Source organism: Planotetraspora mira, from assembly GCF_016863275.1.
In the GTDB taxonomy this organism is placed as follows: domain Bacteria; phylum Actinomycetota; class Actinomycetes; order Streptosporangiales; family Streptosporangiaceae; genus Planotetraspora; species Planotetraspora mira.
Genome location: NZ_BOOO01000030.1, coordinates 46,584 through 68,446, shown reverse-complemented (window position 1 = coordinate 68,446; position 21,863 = coordinate 46,584). Strand labels below are relative to the sequence as shown.

Annotated in this window: 23 protein-coding genes; 15 read left to right on the top strand and 8 right to left on the bottom strand. The window is 69.8% G+C overall.

Translation table 11 applies throughout. From position 1 onward, the window contains the following. Nucleotides 1–31: 31 nt before the first annotated feature. Nucleotides 32–748 (bottom strand): IclR family transcriptional regulator, encoded by a 717-nt coding sequence (locus Pmi06nite_RS25330; RefSeq protein WP_203955612.1) that lies wholly within the window; start codon nucleotides 746–748, stop codon nucleotides 32–34. Between the two features lie 133 nt (nucleotides 749–881). Here Pmi06nite_RS25330 and leuC point away from each other — a divergent pair, with 133 nt between their 5' ends. The 3 genes from leuC (at nucleotide 882) to Pmi06nite_RS25315 (ending at nucleotide 3,471) form a co-directional block, all read left to right on the top strand. Then, entirely contained in the window at nucleotides 882–2,267 is a 1,386-nt protein-coding gene (gene leuC, locus Pmi06nite_RS25325) for a 3-isopropylmalate dehydratase large subunit (RefSeq protein WP_203955611.1), read from the top strand. Nucleotides 2,268–2,296: 29 nt separating this feature from the next. Further along, a complete protein-coding gene (gene leuD / locus Pmi06nite_RS25320) occupies nucleotides 2,297–2,884 on the top strand; it encodes a 3-isopropylmalate dehydratase small subunit (RefSeq protein ID WP_203955610.1) in 588 nt (195 codons plus the stop codon). A gap of 287 nt (nucleotides 2,885–3,171) precedes the next feature. Further along, nucleotides 3,172–3,471, top strand: a complete 300-nt coding sequence (locus Pmi06nite_RS25315; protein ID WP_203955609.1) for an HU family DNA-binding protein — start codon at nucleotides 3,172–3,174, stop codon at nucleotides 3,469–3,471. Between the two features lie 102 nt (nucleotides 3,472–3,573). Here the strand turns inward: Pmi06nite_RS25315 and Pmi06nite_RS25310 are convergent, their stop codons facing one another. Both Pmi06nite_RS25310 and Pmi06nite_RS25305 read right to left on the bottom strand, forming a co-directional pair. Further along, the gene (locus tag Pmi06nite_RS25310) at nucleotides 3,574–3,795 is read right to left on the bottom strand and encodes a hypothetical protein (protein ID WP_203955608.1); all 222 of its coding nucleotides are present in this window, start codon (nucleotides 3,793–3,795) and stop codon (nucleotides 3,574–3,576) included. A 51-nt stretch (nucleotides 3,796–3,846) separates the two neighbouring features. Beyond that, nucleotides 3,847–4,587 carry a TetR/AcrR family transcriptional regulator gene (locus Pmi06nite_RS25305; protein ID WP_203955607.1) on the bottom strand — a complete coding sequence of 247 codons (741 nt, stop codon included), beginning with the start codon at nucleotides 4,585–4,587 and terminating at the stop codon, nucleotides 3,847–3,849. Nucleotides 4,588–4,785: 198 nt separating this feature from the next. Here Pmi06nite_RS25305 and Pmi06nite_RS25300 point away from each other — a divergent pair, with 198 nt between their 5' ends. Then, complete coding sequence (locus tag Pmi06nite_RS25300; protein WP_203955606.1) at nucleotides 4,786–6,246, top strand: MFS transporter; 1,461 nt, start codon at nucleotides 4,786–4,788, stop codon at nucleotides 6,244–6,246. Between the two features lie 498 nt (nucleotides 6,247–6,744). On the opposite strand, the gene cofC is transcribed toward Pmi06nite_RS25300, so the two are convergent. Then, nucleotides 6,745–7,392, bottom strand: coding sequence for a 2-phospho-L-lactate guanylyltransferase (gene cofC, locus Pmi06nite_RS25295; RefSeq protein ID WP_239114195.1), 648 nt, complete (start codon nucleotides 7,390–7,392; stop codon nucleotides 6,745–6,747). 147 nt (nucleotides 7,393–7,539) lie between these two features. Here cofC and Pmi06nite_RS25290 point away from each other — a divergent pair, with 147 nt between their 5' ends. The 4 genes from Pmi06nite_RS25290 to Pmi06nite_RS25275 all read left to right on the top strand — a co-directional run bounded on the left by Pmi06nite_RS25290 (nucleotide 7,540) and on the right by Pmi06nite_RS25275 (nucleotide 11,793). Beyond that, a complete protein-coding gene (locus tag Pmi06nite_RS25290) occupies nucleotides 7,540–8,328 on the top strand; it encodes a lysophospholipid acyltransferase family protein (protein WP_239114194.1) in 789 nt (262 codons plus the stop codon). A gap of 66 nt (nucleotides 8,329–8,394) precedes the next feature. Beyond that, entirely contained in the window at nucleotides 8,395–9,402 is a 1,008-nt protein-coding gene (locus Pmi06nite_RS25285; RefSeq protein WP_203955604.1) for an NAD(P)H-dependent glycerol-3-phosphate dehydrogenase, read from the top strand. Between the two features lie 5 nt (nucleotides 9,403–9,407). Next, nucleotides 9,408–10,637, top strand: coding sequence for a trans-sulfuration enzyme family protein (locus tag Pmi06nite_RS25280; protein ID WP_203955603.1), 1,230 nt, complete (start codon nucleotides 9,408–9,410; stop codon nucleotides 10,635–10,637). A gap of 40 nt (nucleotides 10,638–10,677) precedes the next feature. Then, nucleotides 10,678–11,793 carry a D-alanine--D-alanine ligase family protein gene (locus Pmi06nite_RS25275; RefSeq protein WP_203955602.1) on the top strand — a complete coding sequence of 372 codons (1,116 nt, stop codon included), beginning with the start codon at nucleotides 10,678–10,680 and terminating at the stop codon, nucleotides 11,791–11,793. Between the two features lies 1 nt (nucleotide 11,794). Here the strand turns inward: Pmi06nite_RS25275 and Pmi06nite_RS25270 are convergent, their stop codons facing one another. Together Pmi06nite_RS25270 and Pmi06nite_RS25265 are read right to left on the bottom strand one after the other, a co-directional pair. Then, nucleotides 11,795–12,241 (bottom strand): DUF3515 domain-containing protein, encoded by a 447-nt coding sequence (locus tag Pmi06nite_RS25270; protein WP_203955601.1) that lies wholly within the window; start codon nucleotides 12,239–12,241, stop codon nucleotides 11,795–11,797. Between the two features lie 49 nt (nucleotides 12,242–12,290). Continuing rightward, nucleotides 12,291–12,524, bottom strand: a complete 234-nt coding sequence (locus Pmi06nite_RS25265) for an Lrp/AsnC family transcriptional regulator (protein WP_203945897.1) — start codon at nucleotides 12,522–12,524, stop codon at nucleotides 12,291–12,293. A 47-nt stretch (nucleotides 12,525–12,571) separates the two neighbouring features. Between Pmi06nite_RS25265 and Pmi06nite_RS25260 the strand changes: the two genes are divergently transcribed. The 3 genes from Pmi06nite_RS25260 to thiD all read left to right on the top strand — a co-directional run bounded on the left by Pmi06nite_RS25260 (nucleotide 12,572) and on the right by thiD (nucleotide 15,424). Continuing rightward, nucleotides 12,572–13,561, top strand: a complete 990-nt coding sequence (locus Pmi06nite_RS25260) for a thiamine-phosphate kinase (RefSeq protein WP_203955600.1) — start codon at nucleotides 12,572–12,574, stop codon at nucleotides 13,559–13,561. Nucleotides 13,562–13,632: 71 nt separating this feature from the next. Further along, nucleotides 13,633–14,586 carry a hypothetical protein gene (locus Pmi06nite_RS25255; protein WP_203955599.1) on the top strand — a complete coding sequence of 318 codons (954 nt, stop codon included), beginning with the start codon at nucleotides 13,633–13,635 and terminating at the stop codon, nucleotides 14,584–14,586. Between the two features lie 43 nt (nucleotides 14,587–14,629). Then, nucleotides 14,630–15,424 carry a bifunctional hydroxymethylpyrimidine kinase/phosphomethylpyrimidine kinase gene (gene thiD, locus Pmi06nite_RS25250; RefSeq protein WP_203955598.1) on the top strand — a complete coding sequence of 265 codons (795 nt, stop codon included), beginning with the start codon at nucleotides 14,630–14,632 and terminating at the stop codon, nucleotides 15,422–15,424. A gap of 7 nt (nucleotides 15,425–15,431) precedes the next feature. Here the strand turns inward: thiD and Pmi06nite_RS25245 are convergent, their stop codons facing one another. Both Pmi06nite_RS25245 and rpmB read right to left on the bottom strand, forming a co-directional pair. Next, nucleotides 15,432–16,076, bottom strand: a complete 645-nt coding sequence (locus Pmi06nite_RS25245; RefSeq protein ID WP_203955597.1) for a hypothetical protein — start codon at nucleotides 16,074–16,076, stop codon at nucleotides 15,432–15,434. A 122-nt stretch (nucleotides 16,077–16,198) separates the two neighbouring features. Beyond that, a complete protein-coding gene (gene rpmB, locus Pmi06nite_RS25240) occupies nucleotides 16,199–16,384 on the bottom strand; it encodes a 50S ribosomal protein L28 (RefSeq protein ID WP_203955596.1) in 186 nt (61 codons plus the stop codon). Between the two features lie 209 nt (nucleotides 16,385–16,593). Here rpmB and fakA point away from each other — a divergent pair, with 209 nt between their 5' ends. From fakA to coaD, 4 genes are all read left to right on the top strand, one after another. Continuing rightward, on the top strand, nucleotides 16,594–18,159 hold the full coding sequence (gene fakA / locus Pmi06nite_RS25235; protein WP_203955595.1) for a DAK2 domain-containing protein: 1,566 nt from the start codon (nucleotides 16,594–16,596) through the stop codon (nucleotides 18,157–18,159). Nucleotides 18,160–18,196: 37 nt separating this feature from the next. Beyond that, entirely contained in the window at nucleotides 18,197–20,368 is a 2,172-nt protein-coding gene (recG, locus tag Pmi06nite_RS25230) for an ATP-dependent DNA helicase RecG (protein ID WP_203955594.1), read from the top strand. Nucleotides 20,369–20,749: 381 nt separating this feature from the next. Then, the gene (gene rsmD, locus Pmi06nite_RS25225) at nucleotides 20,750–21,319 is read left to right on the top strand and encodes a 16S rRNA (guanine(966)-N(2))-methyltransferase RsmD (protein ID WP_203955593.1); all 570 of its coding nucleotides are present in this window, start codon (nucleotides 20,750–20,752) and stop codon (nucleotides 21,317–21,319) included. A 17-nt stretch (nucleotides 21,320–21,336) separates the two neighbouring features. Beyond that, nucleotides 21,337–21,813, top strand: a complete 477-nt coding sequence (gene coaD, locus Pmi06nite_RS25220; protein WP_203955592.1) for a pantetheine-phosphate adenylyltransferase — start codon at nucleotides 21,337–21,339, stop codon at nucleotides 21,811–21,813. Nucleotides 21,814–21,863: the final 50 nt, after the last annotated feature.

Below are 21,863 nucleotides of genomic sequence, written 5' to 3'. Positions count from 1 at the left end.
CAGCCTAGGGCCAACAGCCGCAGCTCTCTAATCAGTTAGCCCGCCGCATCGCCTCGGTGATCCTCTCGGCCGCGGCGAGGACGGGGGCGGCGTGCATACGGCCGGGCGTGCGGGTGAGGCGCTCGATCGGACCTGACACCGAGACGGCCGCGATCACCTTGCCGCCGGCGCCGCGGATGGGGGCGGAGACGCTGGCCACGCCTTGTTCGCGCTCGCCGACGCTGTGGGCCCAGCCCCTCCTGCGTACGCTCGCGAGGGTGGCGGCGGTGAACTTGGCTCCCCGCAGCCCGCGGTGCAGCCGGTCGGGCTCCTCCCAGGCGAGGAGGATCTGCGCCGCGGATCCGGCGGTCATCGGCAGCGCCGACCCGACGGGAACCGTGTCGCGCAGGCCGCTCGCCCGCTCCGCCGCGGCGACGCAGACGCGCTCGTCCCCCTGGCGGCGGTAAAGCTGCGCGCTCTCCCCGGTGAGGTCGCGGAGGTGGATGAGGACGGGCCCGGCCACCGCGAGCAGCCGGTCCTCTCCCGCCGCGGTGGACAACTCCGACAACCGGGGTCCCAGAACGAATCGTCCCTGCGTGTCGCGGGAGACGATGCGATGGTGCTCCAGCGCCACCGCGAGCCGGTGTGCCGTGGGCCTGGCAAGTCCGGTCGCCTGGACCAGCTGTGCGAGGGAAGCGGGGCCCGCCTCCAGGGCGTTGAGTACGAGAACCGCCTTGTCGAGTACTCCGACCCCGCTAGAGTTGTCCATACCCCGATACTGCCGTCTCGGTATCCGAGATGCAAACCCAATACGGGAACACAGCGGGTACAGTGTCCATATCCCGATATTTCCGTCTCATCATCAGAGATGCCGGGGTAGAGCGCAAGGAGGCGTCACAATCATGGGCCGCACACTGGCTGAAAAAGTCTGGGAGAAGCATGTCGTCCGCCGCGCAGAGGGCGAACCCGACGTGCTCTACATCGACCTGCACCTCATCCACGAGGTGACCAGCCCGCAGGCCTTCGACGGCCTGCGTCTCAGCGGCCGGACCGTGCGCCGTCCCGACCTCACGATCGCCACCGAGGACCACAACGTCCCGACCGTGCTCGGTCCCATCGCCGACCTGGTGTCGCGCACCCAGGTCGAGACCCTGCGCAAGAACACCGCCGAGTTCGGCATCCGGCTCCACCCCATGGGGGACGCGGGCCAGGGCGTCGTGCACATCATCGGCCCCCAGTTCGGTCTCACGCAGCCCGGCATGACGGTCGTCTGCGGCGACTCCCACACCTCCACGCACGGCGCCTTCGGGGCGCTGGCCTTCGGCATCGGCACCTCCGAGGTGGAGCACGTGCTGGCCACCCAGACTCTGCCCGCCTACCGGCCCAAGACGATGGCGATCGAGGTCGCCGGCCAGTTGCCGGTCGGCGTGACGGCCAAGGACCTGATCCTCGCCATCATCGCCCAGATCGGCACGGGCGGCGGCCAGGGCTACATCGTGGAGTACCGCGGCGAGGCCGTGCGCAAGCTCTCCATGGAGGGCCGGATGACGGTCTGCAACATGTCGATCGAGGCCGGGGCCCGAGCGGGGATGATCGCGCCCGACGAGACGACGTTCGAGTACCTTCGCGGCCGGCCCCACGCCCCCACGGGGACGGCGTGGGACGAGGCCGTCGAGTACTGGAAGAGCCTGCGCACCGACGACGACGCCGAGTTCGACAAGGTCGTGCACATCGACGCCTCGACGCTGACGCCCTTCGTCACGTGGGGGACCAACCCCGGCCAGGGTGTGCCGATCGGCTCCGCCGTACCGTCGCCTGAGGACTTCGCCGACCCGGTCCAGCGGTCCGCCGCGGAGCGGGCGCTGGAATACATGGGGCTGGCCGCCGGCACACCGCTCCGGGACGTCGAGGTGGACACGGTCTTCGTCGGGTCCTGCACCAACGGCCGGATCGAGGACCTTCGCGCCGCGGCCGACATCCTGCGCGGCCGCACGGTCGTGACCCGCACGCTGATCGTCCCCGGGTCGATGCAGGTCAAGAAGGCCGCCGAGGAGGAGGGCCTGCACGAGGTGTTCAAGGCCGCCGGCGCCGAGTGGCGCGAGGCGGGCTGCTCGATGTGTCTCGGAATGAACCCCGACACGCTCAAGCCGGGGGAGCGCAGCGCCTCGACCTCCAACCGCAACTTCGAGGGCCGTCAGGGCAAGGGCGGACGGACCCACCTGGTGTCGCCGCAGGTCGCCGCCGCGACCGCCGTCACCGGCCGGCTCACCGCCCCCGCCGACCTCTGATCCCGGCCCGTTCCTAGGAGAGAACACTCATGGACGCCTTCACCACCCACACCGGCCGGGCCGTGCCGCTGCGCCGTAGCAACGTCGACACCGACCAGATCATCCCGGCCGTCTGGCTCAAGCAGGTCAGCCGTACGGGCTTCGAGAACGGCCTGTTCTCCGCCTGGCGCGAGGACCCGGCCTTCGTCCTGAACGACCCGGTCTACGAGGGCGCCTCGATCCTCGTCTCCGGCCCCGACTTCGGCACCGGATCCTCCCGCGAGCATGCGGTCTGGGCGCTCCAGCAGTACGGCTTCCGCGTCGTCATCTCCGCGAGGTTCGGCGACATCTTCCGGAACAACTCCACGAAGATGGGCCTGCTGCCGGTCGTGCTCCCCGCCGACGTCGTCGAGCGCGTCCAGGCCGCGGTCGAGGCGGACCCGGCCGCCGAGGTGACCGTCGACCTCGTCGAGCGGCAGGTACGGCTTGGCGATCTGGTGGCGGAGTTCGAGATCGACGACTACACGCGGTGGCGCCTGATGGAGGGCCTGGACGACATCGGGCTCACTCTGCGTCACGCGGACGACATCGCGGAGTATGAGAACGGCCGCCAGCGGTGGCTGCCGACGACCGTCTGAACGATCTTCAGAGCGTATATTGCCTGCTGGCACGGCGACTGTGTGATGCGCAGCGCCGTGTCGGCGCGCTAGCCTTACCACAGGAGAAGCGGTGCGCCCGATTCGACGGTGCTCGCCATCTGTGACGTGGCATATCGGGACATAACCCATGCGGCTCGCCCGGCCGGACGCCTTCATCGCCTGTCTGGACGGCGCATTCGACACGCCGAGCAGGCGAAACATGCCCCCCGGTGATTGAGTCCCGCGCCCTCGTCCCCTAATTTCAAGCGCGTAAGGGGGAGGAACCAATGAACAAAAAAGAACTCGTCGACGCGATCATCGACCGCGTAGGTGACCGGAAGACGGCCACAGAGGCCGTCAACGCGGTACTCGACGCGATCCAGCAGGCCGTCGCAAGTGGTGACAAGGTTTCGATCACCGGCTTCGGCGCTTTTGAGATGGTGCACAAGCCCGCCCGTACGGCGCGCAACCCTTCGACCGGCGACCCGATCAAGGTTGCGGAGAGCTGGGCGCCGAAGTTCCGCCCTGGCGCCGACTTCCGCGACCAGGTCAACGCCGGGGGCAAGGCGTCCTCGAAGAGGAAGTAATCAGCGGAACCATCATCAGAGCCATGAAACGGCGTCCGGTAACCCCGGGCGCCGTTTCCGCTTGTCCGGGGCCTGCCCTCCTGCGGCCGGTTCCCCGTGGGCTCAGGCCGTATCGGGGCCGGTCTCGGGGAGCGGGAACGTGGAAAGCGTCACGTAGGTGATCCGCTCGCCGGTCATGACGATGTTGACCCGCTGCCCGGAACGCAGGTGCCGCAGCGGCCCGGCGTCGAACGCGGCGGCGTCGAACGGGATCTCCGTCCCGTCGTCGAGGAAAACCGATCCCGAGCGGGTCTCGCCGTCGAAGGTCTTCACAGTGGCCTGCACATGATCAGACTACTCACGATGACCCGCCTGCCGGCACGGCTCAGCCGTACATCAGGAGGCTTCGTCCCCATCGGGGGAGGACGGGGACACGCTGTATGACGCGAGCCCCCGGACGATGATGTCGAGGCCCAACTCGAACCGGTAGTCGTTGGTCTCGCCCACCATCAGGTCGGCGAGGGCGACCAGGTTCGGGAAGCGGTCGGGCGGCAGCGAGGCGAAGTAGTTCTCCGTCTCCGTGCTGATCGTCTGCCAGGAGGCGTCGCTCATGCGCTCCCGCCACATGTTCTCCTCGAGGGTGAAGCCGTCCATGTACGTCGAGAGCAGGTCACCGGCGATCGCCATCACATTGTCGGGCAGGCCGCCGGCCCTGAGGATGGCGAACAGCTTCTCGATGTGCGGGAGCAGTTCCACCGTGAAGGGGACGTGTGCCATAGAGATCCGGGCCATGTCGCGGTGACGCAGTAGGCGCTCACGCCCTGATCGGGCGAAGTCCTTGATCTGCTCCTGCCACGTCTCGGGATCGGGCTCCGGCAGATCGACGCCCTCGAACAGCCGGTTGTACATCAGCCGGAGCAACTCGTCCTTGTCGTCGACGTGGACGTACAGCGCCGACACGGCGACGCCGAGCTCGGCCGCCACCTGGCGCATGCTCAGCTTGTCGAAGCCGTCCCTGTCGAGGACGACGAACGCGGCGTCGACGATCCGCTCCCTGGTCAGAGGAATCCTGGCCGGAGCCTGGCGCTTCCGCGGACGCTCCCACGGCGGTGTGGGCACGTCGTCCTGCTGACTCATGAGGTCCTCCCGCTGTCGCGCCCATCGTAGGGAACGGCGCTCGGTGCGGGCGAACAGCGCTTCTTTTTGAGATATATCTTGTCTCTCCTCAAGTTGAGATATATCGTGAGAACACCGAACTTGTCACTGAGCACTGTTCAATAGTAGAACAGTGCTCAGCACATTGTGAACAGTGTTCTTTCGGTTTCAGGAGGAGTGATGGTCAATCCCACCGATGTGACGGCGTCCGCGGCGCCGGCCGGTGAGGCCGTGCCGTACAGGTGGCGCTGGGCGGCTCTGTTCGTGATCCTCGCCGCGGAGGTCATGGACCTGCTTGACGCCATGGTCACCAACATCGCCGCGCCCACCATGCGCGCCGATCTCGGAGGAACCCCCGCGACGATCCAGTGGCTGGGCGCCGCGTACACGCTCTCGATGGCCGTGGGCCTGATCACCGGCGGCAGGCTGGGTGACATCTTCGGGCGCAAGCGGATGTTCCTGATCGGCGCCGTGGGGTTCACCCTCGGGTCGCTGGCCTGTGCCGTCGCGCAGTCGCCCGAGATGCTGATCGGCGCTCGCGTCATGCAGGGCCTGTTCGGCGCGGTGATGCTTCCTCAGGGTCTGGGGATGATCAAGGAGATGTTCCCGCCGAAGGAGATGCAGGCCGCCTTCGGAATGTTCGGCCCGGTCATGGGGCTCTCAGCCGTAGGCGGTCCGATTCTGGCCGGCTGGCTCGTCGAGGCCGACTACTTCGGCACCGGCTGGCGCATGATCTTCCTCATCAACCTGCCCCTCGGCGCCGCCGCGCTGCTCGCCGGCATGCGCTACCTGCCCGAGTCGAGGTCGCCGCACCCGCTCAGGCTCGACATCCCCGGAATCATCCTCGCCTCGCTCGGCGGATTCCTGGTGATCTACCCCCTGGTTCAGGGGCGTGAGAGCGACTGGCCCGCCTGGACGTTCGTCATGCTCGGGGCGGCGGTCGTCGTCTTCGCGGCGTTCGGTTGGTTCGAGTCGCGCAAGAGCCGCCAGGGCGGTGACCCGCTGATCGTGCCCAGCCTGTTCCGCAAGCGCGCCTTCACGGGCGGCCTTCTCACGGGCACGGTGTTCTTCTCCGGCATGGCCGGCTTCATGCTGGTCTTCAACCTGTACACCCAGATCGGGCTCGGCTACTCCACGCTGAAGGCGGGACTGACGATGGTGCCCTGGTCGGCCGGCATGATCGTCGGATTCGGGCTCGCCCAGGCCGTGCAGAGGTTCGGGCGGAAGGTGCTGCACGGCGGCACCTTGATCATGACCGTCGGTGTGATCGCCGTGCTGTTCACCGTGAGCTCCGCCGGGCTCGAGGTCACGCCGTGGCAACTCGTTCCGGCTCTGATCGTCAGCGGTGTGGGGATGGGCCTGCTGATGGCGCCGTTCTTCGACATCGTCCTGGCGGGCGTGGAGCAGCACGAGACCGGATCGGCGTCCGGCACGCTCACGGCCGTCCAGCAGTTGGGGAACGCCTTCGGCGTGGCGCTGCTCGGCACGGTCTTCTTCGATCTGCTGGGCTCCGTTCCGAGCGGTGCGACCTTCGACCACGCCATGAAGGTCACCCTCTGGGTGGTGGCCGGAATGCTGATCGTCACCTACGCGGTGGCCTTCCTCCTCCCCAAACAAGCCCGAGAGGAGACCCCCGCGTAACCCCCCGCCCCCTCCGCCGTGATCATGCACAGGTTCGTGATCATGGTGTCCGACCAGCCCAAACCCCGGTCGTGATCATGCGCAGATTCGGATTTACCCGGGTCCACCTGGGAAAACATCGCCCGTGATCATGCACGGGTTCGCGTGTGACGCTCCCGACCTGCTGATCCTCCATGTGTGATCATGCGCAGATTCGCGCGGGCGTGGGTCTGCCTGGGAAGACGACGAGCGTGATCATGCGGAGCATGCCTCCCGTGATCACGCTCGCGGCGTTGTCCGCCCAGGTGCCGTACGGGATGCCCGCAGTGTGTGGGTGCAGTCCGCCGGATGCATGCATGATCACGGTCGATGTTTCGGCTGGTCGAACGCGTTGATCCCGAATCTGCGCATGATCACGGAGAGGGTTGCGGCAGGTCAGGCCTGACATCCACGAATGTGTGCATGATCACGCCGAAGGGTTGGGCTGGTCGGGCACCGTGATCACGAAGGTGTGCATGATCACGGCGGAGGGGTGGGGCGGAGGATGTGGGGGGTGATTTGGGTGGTGGCGGGGCCCAGGCCGAGGGCTTGGGCTTGTTCGAGGTCCTCGATCGTGTCGACGTCCCGCCGGACCGAGGGGATCCCCTCCAGCGTCAGCTCCTTCGCTCCGCCCGACAGGTGCCTGGCTCTCGACTCGCCCCCGAATCTCGGGTGGAACGCGATCCCGGGCCGTACACCGTAGAAGGTGGTCCCCACATCGGTGGCGTCCGGGACGAAGGACTCGTCGAAGTCGAGAGCCGCCGTCAGCACCCGTTCCAGCTCCAGCGGCCGCAACGCCGGCAAGTCCGCCTGAAGCGCTCCCACGGCGTCGCCGGGCGCGAGCCGCACCGCTTCCGCCGCGCCCACCCGCAACGCGGCGTTGAGCCCCGTGTCCGGGTCGTCCACCACATGCGCGCCGAGCGCGGCCAGCCGTTCCGCCGGTACCGGGTCCGCGGTCACCACCACGACGCGGGCCACGAGAGCGCAGGTCAGCGCCGCCGACACCGTGTCGCTCGCGATGGCCACGGCCAGGTCGGCCCGGTACGGCCCGGCCGCACCGGCCAGCCGTGTCTTGGCCCGGATGAGAGTCTTGACCGGCACCACGATGGACCATCGAGGGAGCTGCATAACCTTAAGCATCCCGCCTCGACATTCCGGCGGCGCAGCCGGGAGACTTGAGCCGCGCGCGCGTGACCTGGAGGCCAGGTGGCGGGGCGCAGCGATGCGACACATGGAGACTCAGCGGCCGTCGAACGCGGCCGTGAAGGAGGAGAAGTGAGCCAGCCCAGCGAGCCCACCGGAGAGGTGGAGCAGTCGCCGTCCGGCGAGGCTCGGACACCCGCTTCGAGGCGCAGTGCGCGCCCGCCCCGCTTCTGGGAGTTCCTCGCCGTCCTGATCGTGAAGCCGCTGTCGCTGCTGTTCGTCAGGCGGAGATGGCGCGGGGGCGAGAACATCCCGCGCAAGGGCGGCCTGATCATCGCGGCCAACCACCTGTCCTGGTCGGACCCGGTGCTGCTCTCGCACTACCTCTACAACACCGGTCGCTGGCCGATCATCTTGGCCAAGTCGGGGATCTTCAAGGTCCCGGTGCTCGGTCACGCGGTCGCCCAGTTGCGGGCCATCCCGGTCCACCGCGGGAGCACCGAGGCCACGCAGTCGCTCAAGACCGCGGAGGAGCGGCTCAGGGCGGGCGGCTGCATCCTGTTCTACCCGGAGGGCACGATCACCCGCGACCCCGACCTGTGGCCGATGGCGTCCAAGACGGGCGCGGCACGGCTGGCCCTCGCGACGGGTGTGCCGGTGGTCCCGATCGCCCACTGGGGTGCCCAGGAGCTCCTGCCGTACGGCGAGAAGAAGCCGCGGCTGTTCCCTCGCAAGACGTTCCACGTGGTCGCCGGCCCGCCGGTCGACCTGTCGAAGTACGCCGGCCTGCCGCTGCGCGGATCGGTCCTGCGCGACGCGACGGCCGACATCATGGCGGCGGTCACCGATCTGCTCGCCGGGATCCGGGATGAGAAGGCGCCCGAAGTCCCGTATGACCCGAAAAACGCTGCACAGGACTGAGCACGACGTACGGTAGGGAATGGCACGTGACCGCGAGCCTGGGCGATGAGGAGTGGTGAGCGACCAGTGAGCAAGGCGGTCGTCTTCGGTACAGGCTCGTGGGGCACCACGTTCGCGATGATCCTCGCTGAGGCGGGCACCAGCACCGCCCTGTGGGGGAGGCGGGCGGAGGTCGTCGACGCGATCAACGATCGGCACGAGAACCCCGAATACCTTCCCGGCGTGAAGCTGCCCGAGACCCTGCGCGCCACGACCGATCCCGTCGCGGCCATGGACGGGGCGGACTTCGTCGTCCTCGCCGTCCCCGCGCAGACGCTGCGCGGCAACCTCGCGGTGTGGAAGGACGCCATCCCGCCCGGCGCCGTGCTGGTCAGCCTGATGAAGGGCGTCGAGGTGGGCACCGGCAAGCGGATGAGCGAGGTCATCTGCGAGGTCGCCGAGGTGCCGGAGAGCCGTGTGGCGGTGGTCTCCGGGCCCAACCTGGTCCCCGAGCTGGCCCGGCGGCAGCCGGCCGCGGCCGTCGTCGCCTGTACGGACGAGGAGGTGGCCGGCAGGCTCCAGGACGCCTGCCACCTGCCGTGGTTCCGCACCTACACGAACGCCGACGTCGTCGGCGTCGAGCTCGGCGGCGCGGTCAAGAACGTCATCGCACTGGCCGTGGGCGTCGCGGCGGGCATGGGCCTCGGCGACAACATCCGGGCCACGCTGATAACCCGCGGGCTCGCCGAGATCGCCCGGCTGGGCGGGGCGCTCGGCGCCGACCAGCACACCTTCGCCGGTCTCGCGGGGATGGGCGACCTGATCGCGACCTGCACGTCGCCCCTGTCCAGGAACCGGACCTTCGGGGAGAACCTCGGGCGCGGCATGACACTGGCCGAGGTCGTGGCCGCGACCAAGCAGACGGCCGAGGGCGTGAAGTCCTGCGAGTCGGTCCTCGAGCTGGCCAGGAAGCACGATGTGGAGATGCCCATCACCGAGGTGGTCGTGGGAGTGGTCCACGACGGTCTGACGCCCAGTGAGGCCGCGCTCCTGCTGATGAACCGGACTCCCAAACCGGAGCGATACGGTCTGTGAACCCCATGAGGCGGTCGCGGAAGAGGCCCGGGGAGAACACCCGGGCCGTCCATCTGCCCTCGCCTCCGCTGCCTCGTCAGGTCCCGATCGGCCTTCCCGTCTGGCGGACCGCCTCGTGGAGTTTCGAGTCGTCCGGCGAGCACGCCGACGTCCTGGCGGGCCGCATGCCGGGTTTCGCCTACAGCCGCCTCGACAACCCGACCGTCGCGGCCTTCGCCGCCGGGGTGGCGGCCCTCGAAGGCGCCGCCGCACCCGATGACGTGTCGGGCCAGGCCTTCCCGTCGGGAATGGCCGCGATCAACACGGTCTTCCTGAGCTTCCTCCGCGCCGGGGCGCACGTCGTGGCGCCCGCCCCCGTGCACGGGGGGACGTACGCGCTGCTGACCGACGTGTTGTCCCGGTTCGGGGTGACCGTGGACTTCGTCGACTACACCGACCTGCGGCGGGTCCACGCCGCGATGCGGTCGACGACGAAGATCGTGTACGCGGAGGCGCTGGCCCACCCGACGATGATGGTGGCCGACATCCGTGGTCTCTACCGGATAGCCAGCGAGGCGGGGGCCCTGCTCGTCGTCGACTCCTCGACCGCCACCCCGATCGTGTGCCGTCCGCTCGAGCACGGCGCTGACCTGGTCGTCCACTCGGCCACCAAGTATCTGGGCGGGCACGACGACAGCACCGGCGGCGTGGTGGTCGGGCGCCACGACCTGATGGCCCAGATCCGTGAGGTCCGTGTCGCCACGGGCGGTGCGCTCTCGCCGGACGACGCGTTCCTCCTGCACCGGGGCCTGGAGACGCTGACCCTGCGCGTGCGGCGGATGTGCGCGACGGCGATGGAGGTCGCGGCCGCCGTGGCCAAGCACCCGGCCGTGCGCCGGGTCGACTACCCGGGTCTGCCGGGCCACCCCGCTCACCAACTCGCCCGGCTCGTCTTCGACTCCGGACCCGAGGGCACCCGGTTCGGCGCGTGCATGACCGTAATCCCTCACGGCGGGTACTCGGCGGGCATGACCCTGGCGGACGGCCTGCGCCTCGCCGGGATCGCCTCCTCCGTCGGCGGCACCCACACCAAGGTCATGCACCTCGCCTCGGTCGCCCGTTCCGACGAGGCGCTTTCCGGGGTCGACGCGGGAGCCGTGCGGTTCTCGATCGGGCTCGAGGACGCCGACGACCTCATCATGGACGTCACCCAGGCGCTCGACACGCTGCGTTCCACCAGTCCGGCGCGCGGCTGACAAGCCGTTTTGCACCCCAGACACGGTAGATTCGGGCATCATGAACGAGGTTCGCGAGTCACGGTCGCGTATACGTGTGGCGGTCGTCTTCGGAGGACGCAACTCCGAGCACGCCGTTTCCCTGATGGGCGCCGGAAGCGTGCTTGAGGCGATCGACCGCTCAAAGTACGAGGTGTTCCCCATCGGCATCGCCCAGGACGGGCGCTGGGTGCTGGCCTCCGGCAGCCAGAGTTATGCGATCGAGGCGGGCCGTCTGCCCTCCGTCGAGGAGTCCGGTACGGCTCTCGCGCTGCCGTCCGAGTCGGGCTCACTCGTCGCCCTCGAGCCGGGGCAGATCCCGCGGTCTCTCGGTGAGGTCGACGTCGTCTTCCCCGTCATGCACGGCCCCTTCGGCGAGGACGGCACCATCCAGGGACTGCTGGAGATGGCCGGGGTGCGTTACGTGGGGTCCGGCGTGCTGGCCAGCGCCGTCGGCATGGACAAGGCCTACATGAAGCTCGTTCTGCGGGCGGCCGGGCTGCCCGTGGGGCCGTTCGTCGTCGTCCGTGACCGTGACTGGCGGACGGACCGCGCGCGGGTGCTCAAGGAGGTCGAGGAGCTCGGCTGGCCGGTTTTCGTGAAGCCGGCCCGCGCCGGGTCGTCGCAGGGCATCTCCAAGGCCCACGACATCGAGTCCCTCGAGGCGGCGGTCGAGTTCGCCCGGGCCCATGATCCCAAGGTGCTGGTCGAGGCCGCCATCGTCGGCCGTGAGATCGAGTGCGCCGTGCTGGAGTCCCTCGGCGACGCGCCCGCGGAGGCGAGCATCCCCGGTGAGGTCCTGGTCAGGGGCGAGCACGAGTTCTTCGACTTCGAGGCCAAGTACTACCCCGACCAGATGGCGCTCGACGTGCCCGCCGACATCCCGGAGGAGACGATCGAGGCGCTGCGGGCCATGGCCGTACAGGCCTTCGAGTCGCTCGGATGCGAGGGACTGTCCCGGGTCGACTTCTTCTACACGCCGTCGGGCGAGCTCGTGCTGAACGAGATCAACACCATGCCCGGCTTCACGTCCCTCTCGGTCGCCCCGCAGTTGTGGGCCGCGAGCGGCCTGCCGTACGCCGATCTCGTCGACCGGCTGATCCAGCTCGCCTACAACAGGCCGGCCGGGCTGCGCTGACTCACTGAGGGATGGCGGCCTTGATGGGTCCGGCGAGGTCGACCTGGACCTCAGCGGGCTTGTGCTGGGGGGAGATCGTCACCTCGACGTACGCCTCGCGGTTGACGGCGGTGTACAGCGCCGGCCGCTGCGGATCGTTGAACCAGCCGATGCCGTTGACGTCCGACACGTCGGCGGTGGCGTCCATCGCGGCGGGCCGGTCGACGCCGCAGCGCAGGGCGATCTCGCCCTCGCCCCAGACCACGACGTACGGCGAGGCGGGCTCGGACGCGACGCGGTCGAGCCCGTCGAGCTTGCGGGGAAGCGCGGCGGCGAGCTTCTCGCACGCGGCCGCGGCGGTGCCCGTGGGCGTGGGCGGGTCGACGCGCACGACACCGGAACATCCGGCCAGGACGGTCAGAGCCGCGAGTGCGGCCGCCGCCCCAGCGGGCAGGGCTGGTCTTGGCATGGTCTTCCAGATCGGCTGTCCGGCGGTTGTCGAGGCCCGCCGGACCGGGCTAAATGTGGACTATCGGACACGTAAGCGTACGTGTGATGCCCGCCACCGCCTGAATCTGGGCCACGACGAGCTTGCCGAGTTCGTCCACGTCCCGGGCCTCGGCCCGGACGATCACGTCATAGGGGCCGGTGACATCCTCGGCCTGCGTGACGCCCACGATCGACGCGATCTGCCCGGCCACATCGGCGGCCTTGCCGACCTCGGTCTGGATAAGGATGTAGGCCTGCACCATCACGTCCTCCGGATAGAGATCAGTGCCGGAGCGTAACCGTACCTCGAATGCACAAGGGGTGTGTCATCAGAGTCGGAGATCTCGGTGAATTCGGTGTGATCAGGCGAATTTCGGGACGCCTGCCCCAAGGCTCGGGGGTGATCCTGGGCCCCGGCGACGACGCCGCGATCCTGGAGGCACCTGATGGACGGGTCGTGGTGAGTACCGATCTCCTGATTGAGGGTAGGCACTTCCGTCGCGATTGGTCCAGTGGGTACGACATAGGTAGAAAAGCCGCAGCACAGAATCTTTCCGACATCGTTGCCATGGGGGCGAATCCCACGGCGATCGTGGTCGGCCTGGGGTTGCCCGGCGAGGCGTCGGCCGAGTGGCTGGACGCCCTGACCGACGGCTTCCGGGACGAATGCGCTCTGGTCGGGGCCACGGTCGCCGGGGGAGACATCGCGCGCTCGGACACCGTGGTGATCGGGGTGACCGCCCTCGGCGATCTCGGCGGGCGGACGCCGGTGACCCGGTCGGGCGCGCGGCCGGGCGACGTGGTCGCGGTCGCGGGCCGGTTGGGATACGCCGCCGCCGGCCTCGCCTACCTCTCGGCGGAGCAGAGAAGCGCCGAGGCCGGATCTGCGGAGATCGCGGACGAGTTCGTGGCGGCCCACCGCCGGCCGGCCCCGCCGTACGCGTGCGGGCCGGAGGCGGCCGGGCTCGGCGCCACGGCCATGCTCGACGTCAGCGACGGTTTGCTGCAGGATCTCGGCCACGTGGCGACCGCCAGCGGTGTGCGGATCGTCCTCGACCCCGGCGCGCTGCCCGTGCCCGAGGCGATGGCCCGGCTCGCCGCCGAACTGGGCGCCGATCCTCTGGAGTGGGTCCTCACCGGGGGCGACGACCACGCGCTCGCCGCGACCTTTCCCCGGGACGCCCCGCTCCCCCCTTCCTGGCGTGTCGTCGGGCAGGTGTCCGTCGCGGATGGGGAAGCGAAGGCAGAGGTCAGCGGGCGTGCCGAGGCCTCGGGTGGCTGGGATCACTTCCGAGAATGAGGGGAATTTTGTGACAAGGATTAATTAGCTCTGTTATTAAGTAAGGCGGTCACCAACAGGAAAGGACCCTCATGGGTCGCCACGCGGCAGAACATCAGGGCGGAGCGGAACACCCGCCCTTACCGGGCGAAGGGACGGACGCGGCCATCCGGTCCGGCGGTCTGACGGAGGGCCGGCAGGAGGGTGAGGAGACCCGGCGGAGCCCCGGGCTGAGCGGTGACGCCGCACTGGGCGACGTGCCCTCGAAGGGGCTGCGAAGGCTGGCTCTCGTGTCGGGCGTCTCGGTCGTGCTGACCCTGGGTCTGATCGTCGGTGGCGTGCGGGTGTTGTCGGGGCGCACCGAGCTCACCGTCCAGCCGTCGGGTGCGAGTTGTGCCGCGCCCAACCAGTGCAGCGCCGAGCAGGCGGCGGACACCGTCCCCACGGACGGTCGTCAGACCAGCGACGGCCCGGCATCCCCCGCTCCCACGATCTCCGCTGGACAGACGCCCCTCGTCTCGCACAGCGCCACGCCCGGCGTCACACCCAGCCCTGCCACCAGCACGACCACCTCGGCCACTCCGGGTACCACCGCGGTTCCCGAGCCCGGCAACTCGCCGACCCGTGCCGTCACGCAGACCCCCGCCGGGACGACGCCGAGCGCGTCCTCGCCGGTGCTCGGCGCCGCGCCTCCTCCTCCCTCTCCCGATGGCGGAGCGTCCGTGCCGGCGACCACCCAGCCGGCCGCCCCGAACCGGGTGCGCGTGAGCGTCGAGCTCTTCTCTCGGGGCTACCGGGCAGAGGTCACGGTGCACAACGAGGCCGCCGACCTCGACTCCTGGGCCGTCGACCTCCCCCTCGGGGCCAAGATCGCGGGGGCGTACTCGAACCAGGGAGGCGTGAAAACGCAGGGGAGCACGATCGTCTCCAGCCGGCCGCTGCGGAGCGGACGTGACATCACGGTGACGATCTTCGGGTACGGCTCGTTCCGGTCACCCGGCGGATGCTCCCTCGCCGGAGGTGAGTGCACCGTCTCCAGCCGGTGACCGTGACGCGGGCGATCCCCATCGGTCCTGGTTTGATGGGGGCATGACCACCACCCCTCCACGTGTGCTGACGATCGCGGGCTCGGACTCCGGCGGGGGCGCCGGAATCCAGGCCGACCTCAAGACGATGCTGGCCCTGGGCGTCCACGGGATGAGCGTGATCGCCGCCGTGACGGCCCAGAACTCGCTGGGTGTCCAGGGTTACTGGGAGCTCCCCCCCGAGGCGGTACGGGCTCAGCTCGACTCCGTTCTCGGGGACATCGGCACCCAGGCGATCAAGACCGGCATGCTGGCCTCCCCGGCGCTCGTGGAGACCGTCGCCGACGTGCTCTCCGGCGTCGCCGCGCCCGTCGTGGTGGACCCGGTCGGCGTCTCCAAGCACGGCGACTCCCTCCTCGCGCCCGAGGCCGTGGGCACGGTGAAGACCCGGCTGCTCCCCGTCGCGACCGTCGTGACCCCGAACCTGTGGGAGGTCGCGCAGCTCACGGGCGTCAAGGTCGAGGACGAGGGTGATCTGCCCCGGGCGGCCGAGGCCGTGCTGGCGCTGGGGCCGACCTGGGCGCTGATCAAGGGCGGGCATCTGCCCGGCGAGCCCGTCGACCTGCTCACCGACGGATCCCGGAGCTTCCGCTTCACCGCGGAACGGCACGACAACCGGCACACCCACGGCACCGGCTGCACGCTCGCCTCCGCCATCGCCTCCTACCTGGCGCTGGGAGAGGACGTCCCCGGTGCGGTACGGCAGGCCAAGGAGTACGTCACAGGGGCGATCGCGCGTGGGTTCCCTCTCGGGGCGGGCATCGGCCCGGTCGACCACGGCTGGCGCTGGAGGTCCTGACCCGGGCTCAGGTCAGGCGGGCGATCGGATCGCTCGCGAGGCGGCGGAGGATCGCGGCGGCCTGGGCGGCATAGGTCGCGTCGGGCTCCGGGCGCGTGCCCGACTCGATCGCGTCGGCCAGGGCGTTCAGTTCGTCCGGGGGCAGGAGCCCCCGGTCTCTGCCGTGCAGCCGCAGCCGCAACAGCCCGCCTGAGGTACTCCCGGCGATCAGCCGGGGGATCCTGCGGCCGGTGGACATCACCTGGTCGTCCGCGCCGCGGACGTACTCGGGGACCGAGTCGATCCGCACCGGCGCGCTCGCCAGATCGGCACGGCGGGTGGAGAGCGCTCCCGTGAGCTCGAGCGTCGTTCCCGACAGCGTGGCGCGGCCGCGGAAGGTCTGCAGCAGGAATATGACCACGGCCACAGCGGCGACCATCGCGATCAGCGCGAAGAAGGCCGCGAACACGACGGCCCCGCCGTAGAGGACGCCGCCGCTGTCGGGCTCGATCGAATCCGTGAAGCCGGTCTCCGCGTCGACCGCCCCGAAGGCGGAGAACACGAGGGCGCCGATGCCGACGACGCCTGCGAGGATGCCGAGGAAGATGATCCCGAAGACCGAGGCGGCGATCTTCTGGCCCCTGGTCGCGTGAACGCTTATCCGAGTGATCACGGTTCGGATGCTAATCACGCCTTCGCCCTGTGGCGCCCCGGTTACCGAAATGGCCTATAAAACGGCGCACAACGCGAAAGCCCGCCACCGGGCGGTGACGGGCTCGGCGGAACCTCTGGGGGTCAGCGAGTGACCTTGCCTGCCTTGATGCAGGAGGTGCACACGTTCAGCCGCTTCGGCGTCCCGTCGACCACCGCGCGCACAGTCTGGATGTTCGGGTTCCAGCGGCGGCGAGTACGGCGGTGCGAGTGGGAGACGTTGTTGCCGAAGATCGGCTTCTTGGCGCAGATGTCGCAGACGGAAGCCACGGTAAATCGCTCCTTCAAATCAGTCGATCGGCCCGGTCCGCGTCGAGCGGCCCATCCGAGCAATGCCGGGACAACCGGCTGGCCAGACGAGGATATCCGATGTCAGCCGCTGCACACCAAACGGAGATCCCGGCGAACGGGGATAATCTCGTATCCGCCAACGGTAGCGCATTGGGGGAGCGCCGCGTCTGGAAGGAAGGACGGCAGAGATGCTGGACGTGCTCGACCCCCCGGCCGTGCGGCGCTGGCTCCGGCACTGCGCGGACGCCCTCGGCAAGGCCAGGGCGGAGATCGACGCCCTCAATGTGTTCCCCGTTCCCGATGGTGACACCGGGACCAACCTGCACCTGACACTGCTTTCCGCCGCCGAGGCGCTGGACGGCCTGCCCCGCGACGCGGGCAGCGACACCACCTGGCAGACGCTCGCCCGCGGCGCGCTGCTGGGCGCGAGGGGCAACTCGGGCGTGATCGTCAGCCAGGCCATCAGGGGCATGGCCGAGGTCCTCAGGCAGGCCGAGGGCCGCGGAGCCGATCTCCGCGACGGCCTGGTCAAGGCGGCGGAGCTGGCCAGGGCCGCGGTCGTCCGTCCCGTCGAGGGCACTCTGCTCAGCGTCCTGTCGGCGGTGGCGGGCGCCGTACGGGACGCCCCAGACGACCTCGCCGAGGTCGCGAGGCGGGCGGCCGAGGAGGCGCGCAAGGCTCTGCGCCGGACCACGGGGCAGCTCGACGTGCTGGCCCGCAACGGGGTGGTGGACGCGGGAGGCGCCGGGCTGGCGATCATCCTGGAGAGCCTGGCGGAGGTCGTCTCCGAGGCCTACAGCGACAGGCACGAGGTCCCGGCCCCGACCGAGAAGATCACCGCCGAGGCGGACGCGGGGGCGGGGGCGGGCTACGAGGTCATGTACCTCCTCGACGCCGAGCAGGCCGACGTCGACCGGCTCAGGACCGGGCTCGACGCCCTGGGCGACTCCCTGGTGATCGTCGGAGGCGACGGCCTGTGGAACGTCCACGTCCATGTGGACGACGCGGGCGCCGCGATCGAGGCCGCGCTGGGCGTGGGCCGTCCGCATCGCATCCGCGTCACCTACCTCGGCGGGCGCACGCACGAACCGAGCCACGGGCGGGGCGTGGTCGCGGTCGCGGCCGGCGACGGCCTCACCGCGCTGTTCCGCCAGGCGGGGGCCGTCGTCGTGCGGCGGGATCCCGGCTCGACGCCGTCGCTCGCGGCCGTCCTGCAGGCCATCAGGGAGGCCGGGACCGAGGTCGTGGTCCTGCCCAACGACGGCGGCGTCCAGGCCGTCGCGGCGGCTGCGGCGGAGGTCGCGCGCGAGGAGGGCGTCACGGTCAGCGTGCTGCCGACGAAGGCGTCGGTCCAGGGGCTCGCGGCCCTCGCCGTGCACGACCCGCTGCGCCGCTTCGACGACGACGTCGTCGCGATGACCGACGCGGCGGGCCACACCCGCCACGGTCACGTCTGGGTCGCCGACCGTGAGGTGATGACCAGTGCGGGGATCTGCGGCCCCGCCGACGTGCTCGGCGTCGTCGACGGCGAAGCCGCTCTCATCGGTACGGCTCTCGCCGACACGGCCGTGGAGGTGACCCGTCGCCTGCTGTCCGGGGGGAGTGAGCTCGTGACGCTCGTGACGGGCGCGGACGCCCCAGGAGAGGTCCTGCGGGCCGTACAGGGCCATCTTGAGGGCACGCGGCCGGACATCGAGGTGACCGTCCTGGAGGGCGGTCAGGGCGGTTATCCGATCCTCATCGGTGTCGAGTGACCCGCATTGTCGGTGATCCGGGGTAGAAACTGATGCCGTGACAAGGTTCGACGAGCCGCTGAAGAAGGCCCTTGGTGACAAGACGGCCGCTCCGCTGGAGAGCGCGCTGGGCATAGCCACGGTCGGTGAGCTGCTGCGGCACTACCCGAGGCGCTACGCGCAGCGCGGCGAGCTGACCCCGATCGCCTCGCTCGAACACGACGAGCACGCGACGGTCGTCGGCAAGGTGTCGGCGGCGATGCGCCGCCCGATGAAGAACCGGCAGGGCACCTGGCTCGACGTCCAGGTCACCGACGGCAGGGACAAGCTGCACCTCGCGTTCTTCGGCAAAGGGGCGTACGTCGCGGAGCAGCGGCTGACGCCGGGCACCGAGGCCATGTTCTCCGGCAAGGTCAACATCTTCGCGACCGGGAAGACGCGGCGGGTGTCGCTCGCCCACCCCGACTACGAGTCGTTCGACGAGACGCCGGAGACGGTGGAGGAGTTCGCGACCGCGCCCGTGCCGATCTATCCCTCGGCACAGGGGCTGGCCACCTGGAAGATCCGCCGGGCCGTCCGCACCGTGATCGACGTGCTGAGCCTCGAGGATCCGCTGCCGGCCGAGGTGCGCGAGCGGCACGAACTGTCCGCCCTCGACGTCGCGCTGCGCCGGATCCACCGGCCGCGCGACATGGGGGAGGTGTCCAAGGCGAGGCGCCGGCTGAAGTTCGACGAGGCCTTCGTCCTGCAGGCCGTGCTGGTGCGGCGCAGGCTCGCCGCGTCCGCCTGGCCGGCCAGACCGCGGCCGGGGGCCGAGGACGGGCTCCTGCGGGCCTTCGAGGGGAGGCTGCCGTTCCAGCTGACCGAGGGCCAGTTGGCGGTCGGTGAGGAGATCGCCGCGGACCTCGCCCTGGAGCACCCCATGCACCGGCTCCTCCAGGGGGAGGTGGGCGCCGGCAAGACCGTGGTGGCGCTGCGGGCCATGCTGCAGGTCGTCGACTCCGGCGGTCAGGCCGCGCTGCTCGCCCCCACCGAGGTGCTCGCCCAGCAGCACCACAGGTCGATCGTGAAGATGCTGGGCGACCTCGCCACCGGAGGCATGTTCGGCGGCACGGCGGTCGCCCTGCTGACCGGCTCGCTGGGCGCCGCCGCGCGCAGGAGCGCGCTGCTCGACGCCGCCTCCGGCAGCGCCGGGATCGTGGTGGGGACCCACGCCCTGCTCCAGGAGCATGTCCAGTTCGCCGATCTCGGCCTGGTCGTGGTGGACGAGCAGCACCGTTTCGGGGTGGAGCAGCGCGACGCCCTGCGCGAGAAGGGCGGCGGCGGCCGGCCGCACGTCCTGGTGATGACCGCGACCCCCATTCCCCGGACGGTCGCGATGACCGTCTTCGGCGATCTGGAGGTCTCCACCCTCACCCAGCTGCCCTCGGGCCGCGCGCCGATCTCGACGCACGTCGTGCCCGCGGCCGAGAAGCCGCGATTCCTGGACCGCACATGGGAGCGGGTACGCGAGGAGGTCGGGCTCGGCCGGCAGGCGTACATCGTCTGCCCCCGCATCGGTGACCAGGAGGGCGACGAGGGCGATCTCGACAAGGCCGACTCCGAGGATGAGCGCAGGCCCCCACTGGCGGTCCTGGACGTCGCCGAGGCGCTGTCCGGCGGACCCCTGCAGGGGCTGCGGATCAGGGTCCTGCACGGCAAGCTGCCGCCTGAGGAGAAGGACGCGGTGATGACGGCCTTCAGCCGGGGCGAGATCGACGTCCTGGTGGCCACCACGGTCATCGAGGTGGGCGTCGACGTCCCGAACTCGTCCGTGATGATCATCATGGACGCCGACCGGTTCGGCGTCTCACAGCTCCACCAGTTGCGCGGCCGCGTCGGGCGGGGCGGCCTGCCGGGATTGTGCCTGCTGGTGAGCGAGGCTCCGGAGGGAACCCCCGCACGCGCCCGGCTGGACGCGGTGGCGGGCACGCTGGACGGGTTCGAGCTGTCGCGGGTGGACCTGGAGCAGCGCCGTGAGGGCGACGTGCTCGGCGCGGCCCAGTCCGGCCGCAAATCGTCGCTGAAGATGTTGCAGCTACTCAGAGACGAGGACGTGATCGAGGCCGCCCGGACGGAGGCGATGGCCGTGCTGGTGGGCGATCCCGATCTGGAGGCCCATCCGGCCCTCCGAGCGGAGCTCGACGCGATGGTCGCCGACGAGCGGGCAGAGTACCTGGAAAAGGCATGAACCCTGCAAGACCCGCTAAAAGGCGGAAGATCTCGGAAAGGCCGCAAATAGGTTCCAGGCGCTGACGCGCCGAGGCCCTGGGCGCTTAAATGACCCAGGGCCCAGCCATGGGACGGCCTCCCCCCGAATGCCGTCCCCGGCTGGGCCCACCCTCGGGTCAGGTGCCGAGGGCGCCGACGCGCGGAAGGGCTCACGATCACGTCGGCCGGCCTTCCCCTGGGTCACCTGAAGGCCGCAGAACTCATCATGCGGATGCCACAGGCCCCGCGATACCGCTCTTACTCATTCCTCGCTCCCGCTTGCCCACTCTTGACCTGAGACGATCTCCGCGGGAACCGGGCCCCGGAGCGGGACGGCCGCGGCGGACGGGACAATGAACGGATGACGCGGGTGATCGCAGGGACCGCCGGAGGCCGCAGGCTCGCCGTTCCCCCAGGTGGTTCGACCAGGCCCACCAGCGACCGGGCCAGGGAAGGCCTGTTCGCCACGGTCGGGTCGGTGTTCGGCTCGCTCGGGGGGCTGCGGGTGGTCGATCTCTACGCCGGGTCCGGGGCCGTCGGTCTCGAGGCGCTCAGCAGGGGGGCCGCGCACGCGCTGCTCGTCGAGTCGGACGCGAGAGCCGTACGGACGATCAAGGAGAACATCGCCTCCCTCGGCCTGCCGGGCGCCGTGCTCGCGCCGGAGAAGGCCGAGCGGGTGGTGGGCCGCCCGTGCCAGGAGCCGTACGACTTCGTCTTCGCCGATCCGCCCTACGCCGTCACGGACGAGGCGGTCGTCAGGGTGCTGGAGGCGCTCAGGGACAACGGCTGGCTGGCGGAGGACGCCCTTGTGGCGGTGGAGCGGGAGTCCAGGGGGAAGGACCTGGTGTGGCCGCGTGGGTTCGAAGAAGACAGGGTCCGTCGGTACGGCGAAGCGTCCGTTTGGTACGGTCGCGCCGCCGGGAACCCGTAAACCGTGGGGGTGCGCCTTTGCGTCGCGTCGTCTGTCCGGGGTCGTTCGACCCTGTGACCAACGGACATCTGGACATCATCGGCCGGACGTCACGGCTCTACGACGAGCTCGTCGTCGCCGTGCTCATCAATGTGGAGAAGAAGAGCCTGTTCACGGTGGACGAGCGCATCGAGATGCTCACCACGGTGACCAAGGAGTACGGCAACGTCCGTGTGGAGAAGTTCCACGGGCTTCTGGTCGACTTCTGCAAGCAGCAGGGCATCCCGGTGATCGTCAAGGGACTGCGGGCGATCAGCGACTTCGACTACGAGTTGCAGATGGCCCAGCTGAACTACCGCATGTCGGGCGTGGAGACGCTCTTCATGTCGACGAACCCGGAGTACTCGTTCCTGTCGTCGAGCAGGCTGAAGGAGATCGCCCGCTACGGCGGCGACGTCTCCGGCCTGGTCCCCGACCTGGTGAAGGAGCTGCTCGTCGAGCGGCTCAGAGGTTGACGCCGGGCTGGTATCCTTTCCTTTCAGCCTTGCACGACGGCGGTTGTTCG

Bases quoted from the DNA above. Each gene is read 5' to 3' on its own strand.
- leuD (WP_203955610.1), top strand. From the start codon at position 2,297: ATGGACGCCTTCACCACCCACACCGGCCGGGCCGTGCCGCTGCGCCGT.
- Pmi06nite_RS25300 (WP_203955606.1), top strand. From the start codon at position 4,786: ATGGTCAATCCCACCGATGTGACGGCGTCCGCGGCGCCGGCCGGTGAG.
- Pmi06nite_RS25275 (WP_203955602.1), top strand. From the start codon at position 10,678: ATGAACGAGGTTCGCGAGTCACGGTCGCGTATACGTGTGGCGGTCGTC.
- thiD (WP_203955598.1), top strand. From the start codon at position 14,630: ATGACCACCACCCCTCCACGTGTGCTGACGATCGCGGGCTCGGACTCC.
- leuC (WP_203955611.1), top strand. From the start codon at position 882: ATGGGCCGCACACTGGCTGAAAAAGTCTGGGAGAAGCATGTCGTCCGC.
- Pmi06nite_RS25265 (WP_203945897.1), bottom strand. From the start codon at position 12,524: ATGGTGCAGGCCTACATCCTTATCCAGACCGAGGTCGGCAAGGCCGCC.
- Pmi06nite_RS25260 (WP_203955600.1), top strand. From the start codon at position 12,572: ATGCACAAGGGGTGTGTCATCAGAGTCGGAGATCTCGGTGAATTCGGT.
- rsmD (WP_203955593.1), top strand. From the start codon at position 20,750: ATGACGCGGGTGATCGCAGGGACCGCCGGAGGCCGCAGGCTCGCCGTT.
- Pmi06nite_RS25305 (WP_203955607.1), bottom strand. From the start codon at position 4,587: ATGAGTCAGCAGGACGACGTGCCCACACCGCCGTGGGAGCGTCCGCGG.
- fakA (WP_203955595.1), top strand. From the start codon at position 16,594: ATGCTGGACGTGCTCGACCCCCCGGCCGTGCGGCGCTGGCTCCGGCAC.
- Pmi06nite_RS25255 (WP_203955599.1), top strand. From the start codon at position 13,633: ATGGGTCGCCACGCGGCAGAACATCAGGGCGGAGCGGAACACCCGCCC.
- Pmi06nite_RS25280 (WP_203955603.1), top strand. From the start codon at position 9,408: ATGAGGCGGTCGCGGAAGAGGCCCGGGGAGAACACCCGGGCCGTCCAT.
- Pmi06nite_RS25330 (WP_203955612.1), bottom strand. From the start codon at position 748: ATGGACAACTCTAGCGGGGTCGGAGTACTCGACAAGGCGGTTCTCGTA.
- Pmi06nite_RS25270 (WP_203955601.1), bottom strand. From the start codon at position 12,241: ATGCCAAGACCAGCCCTGCCCGCTGGGGCGGCGGCCGCACTCGCGGCT.
- Pmi06nite_RS25315 (WP_203955609.1), top strand. From the start codon at position 3,172: ATGAACAAAAAAGAACTCGTCGACGCGATCATCGACCGCGTAGGTGAC.
- cofC (WP_239114195.1), bottom strand. From the start codon at position 7,392: ATGCAGCTCCCTCGATGGTCCATCGTGGTGCCGGTCAAGACTCTCATC.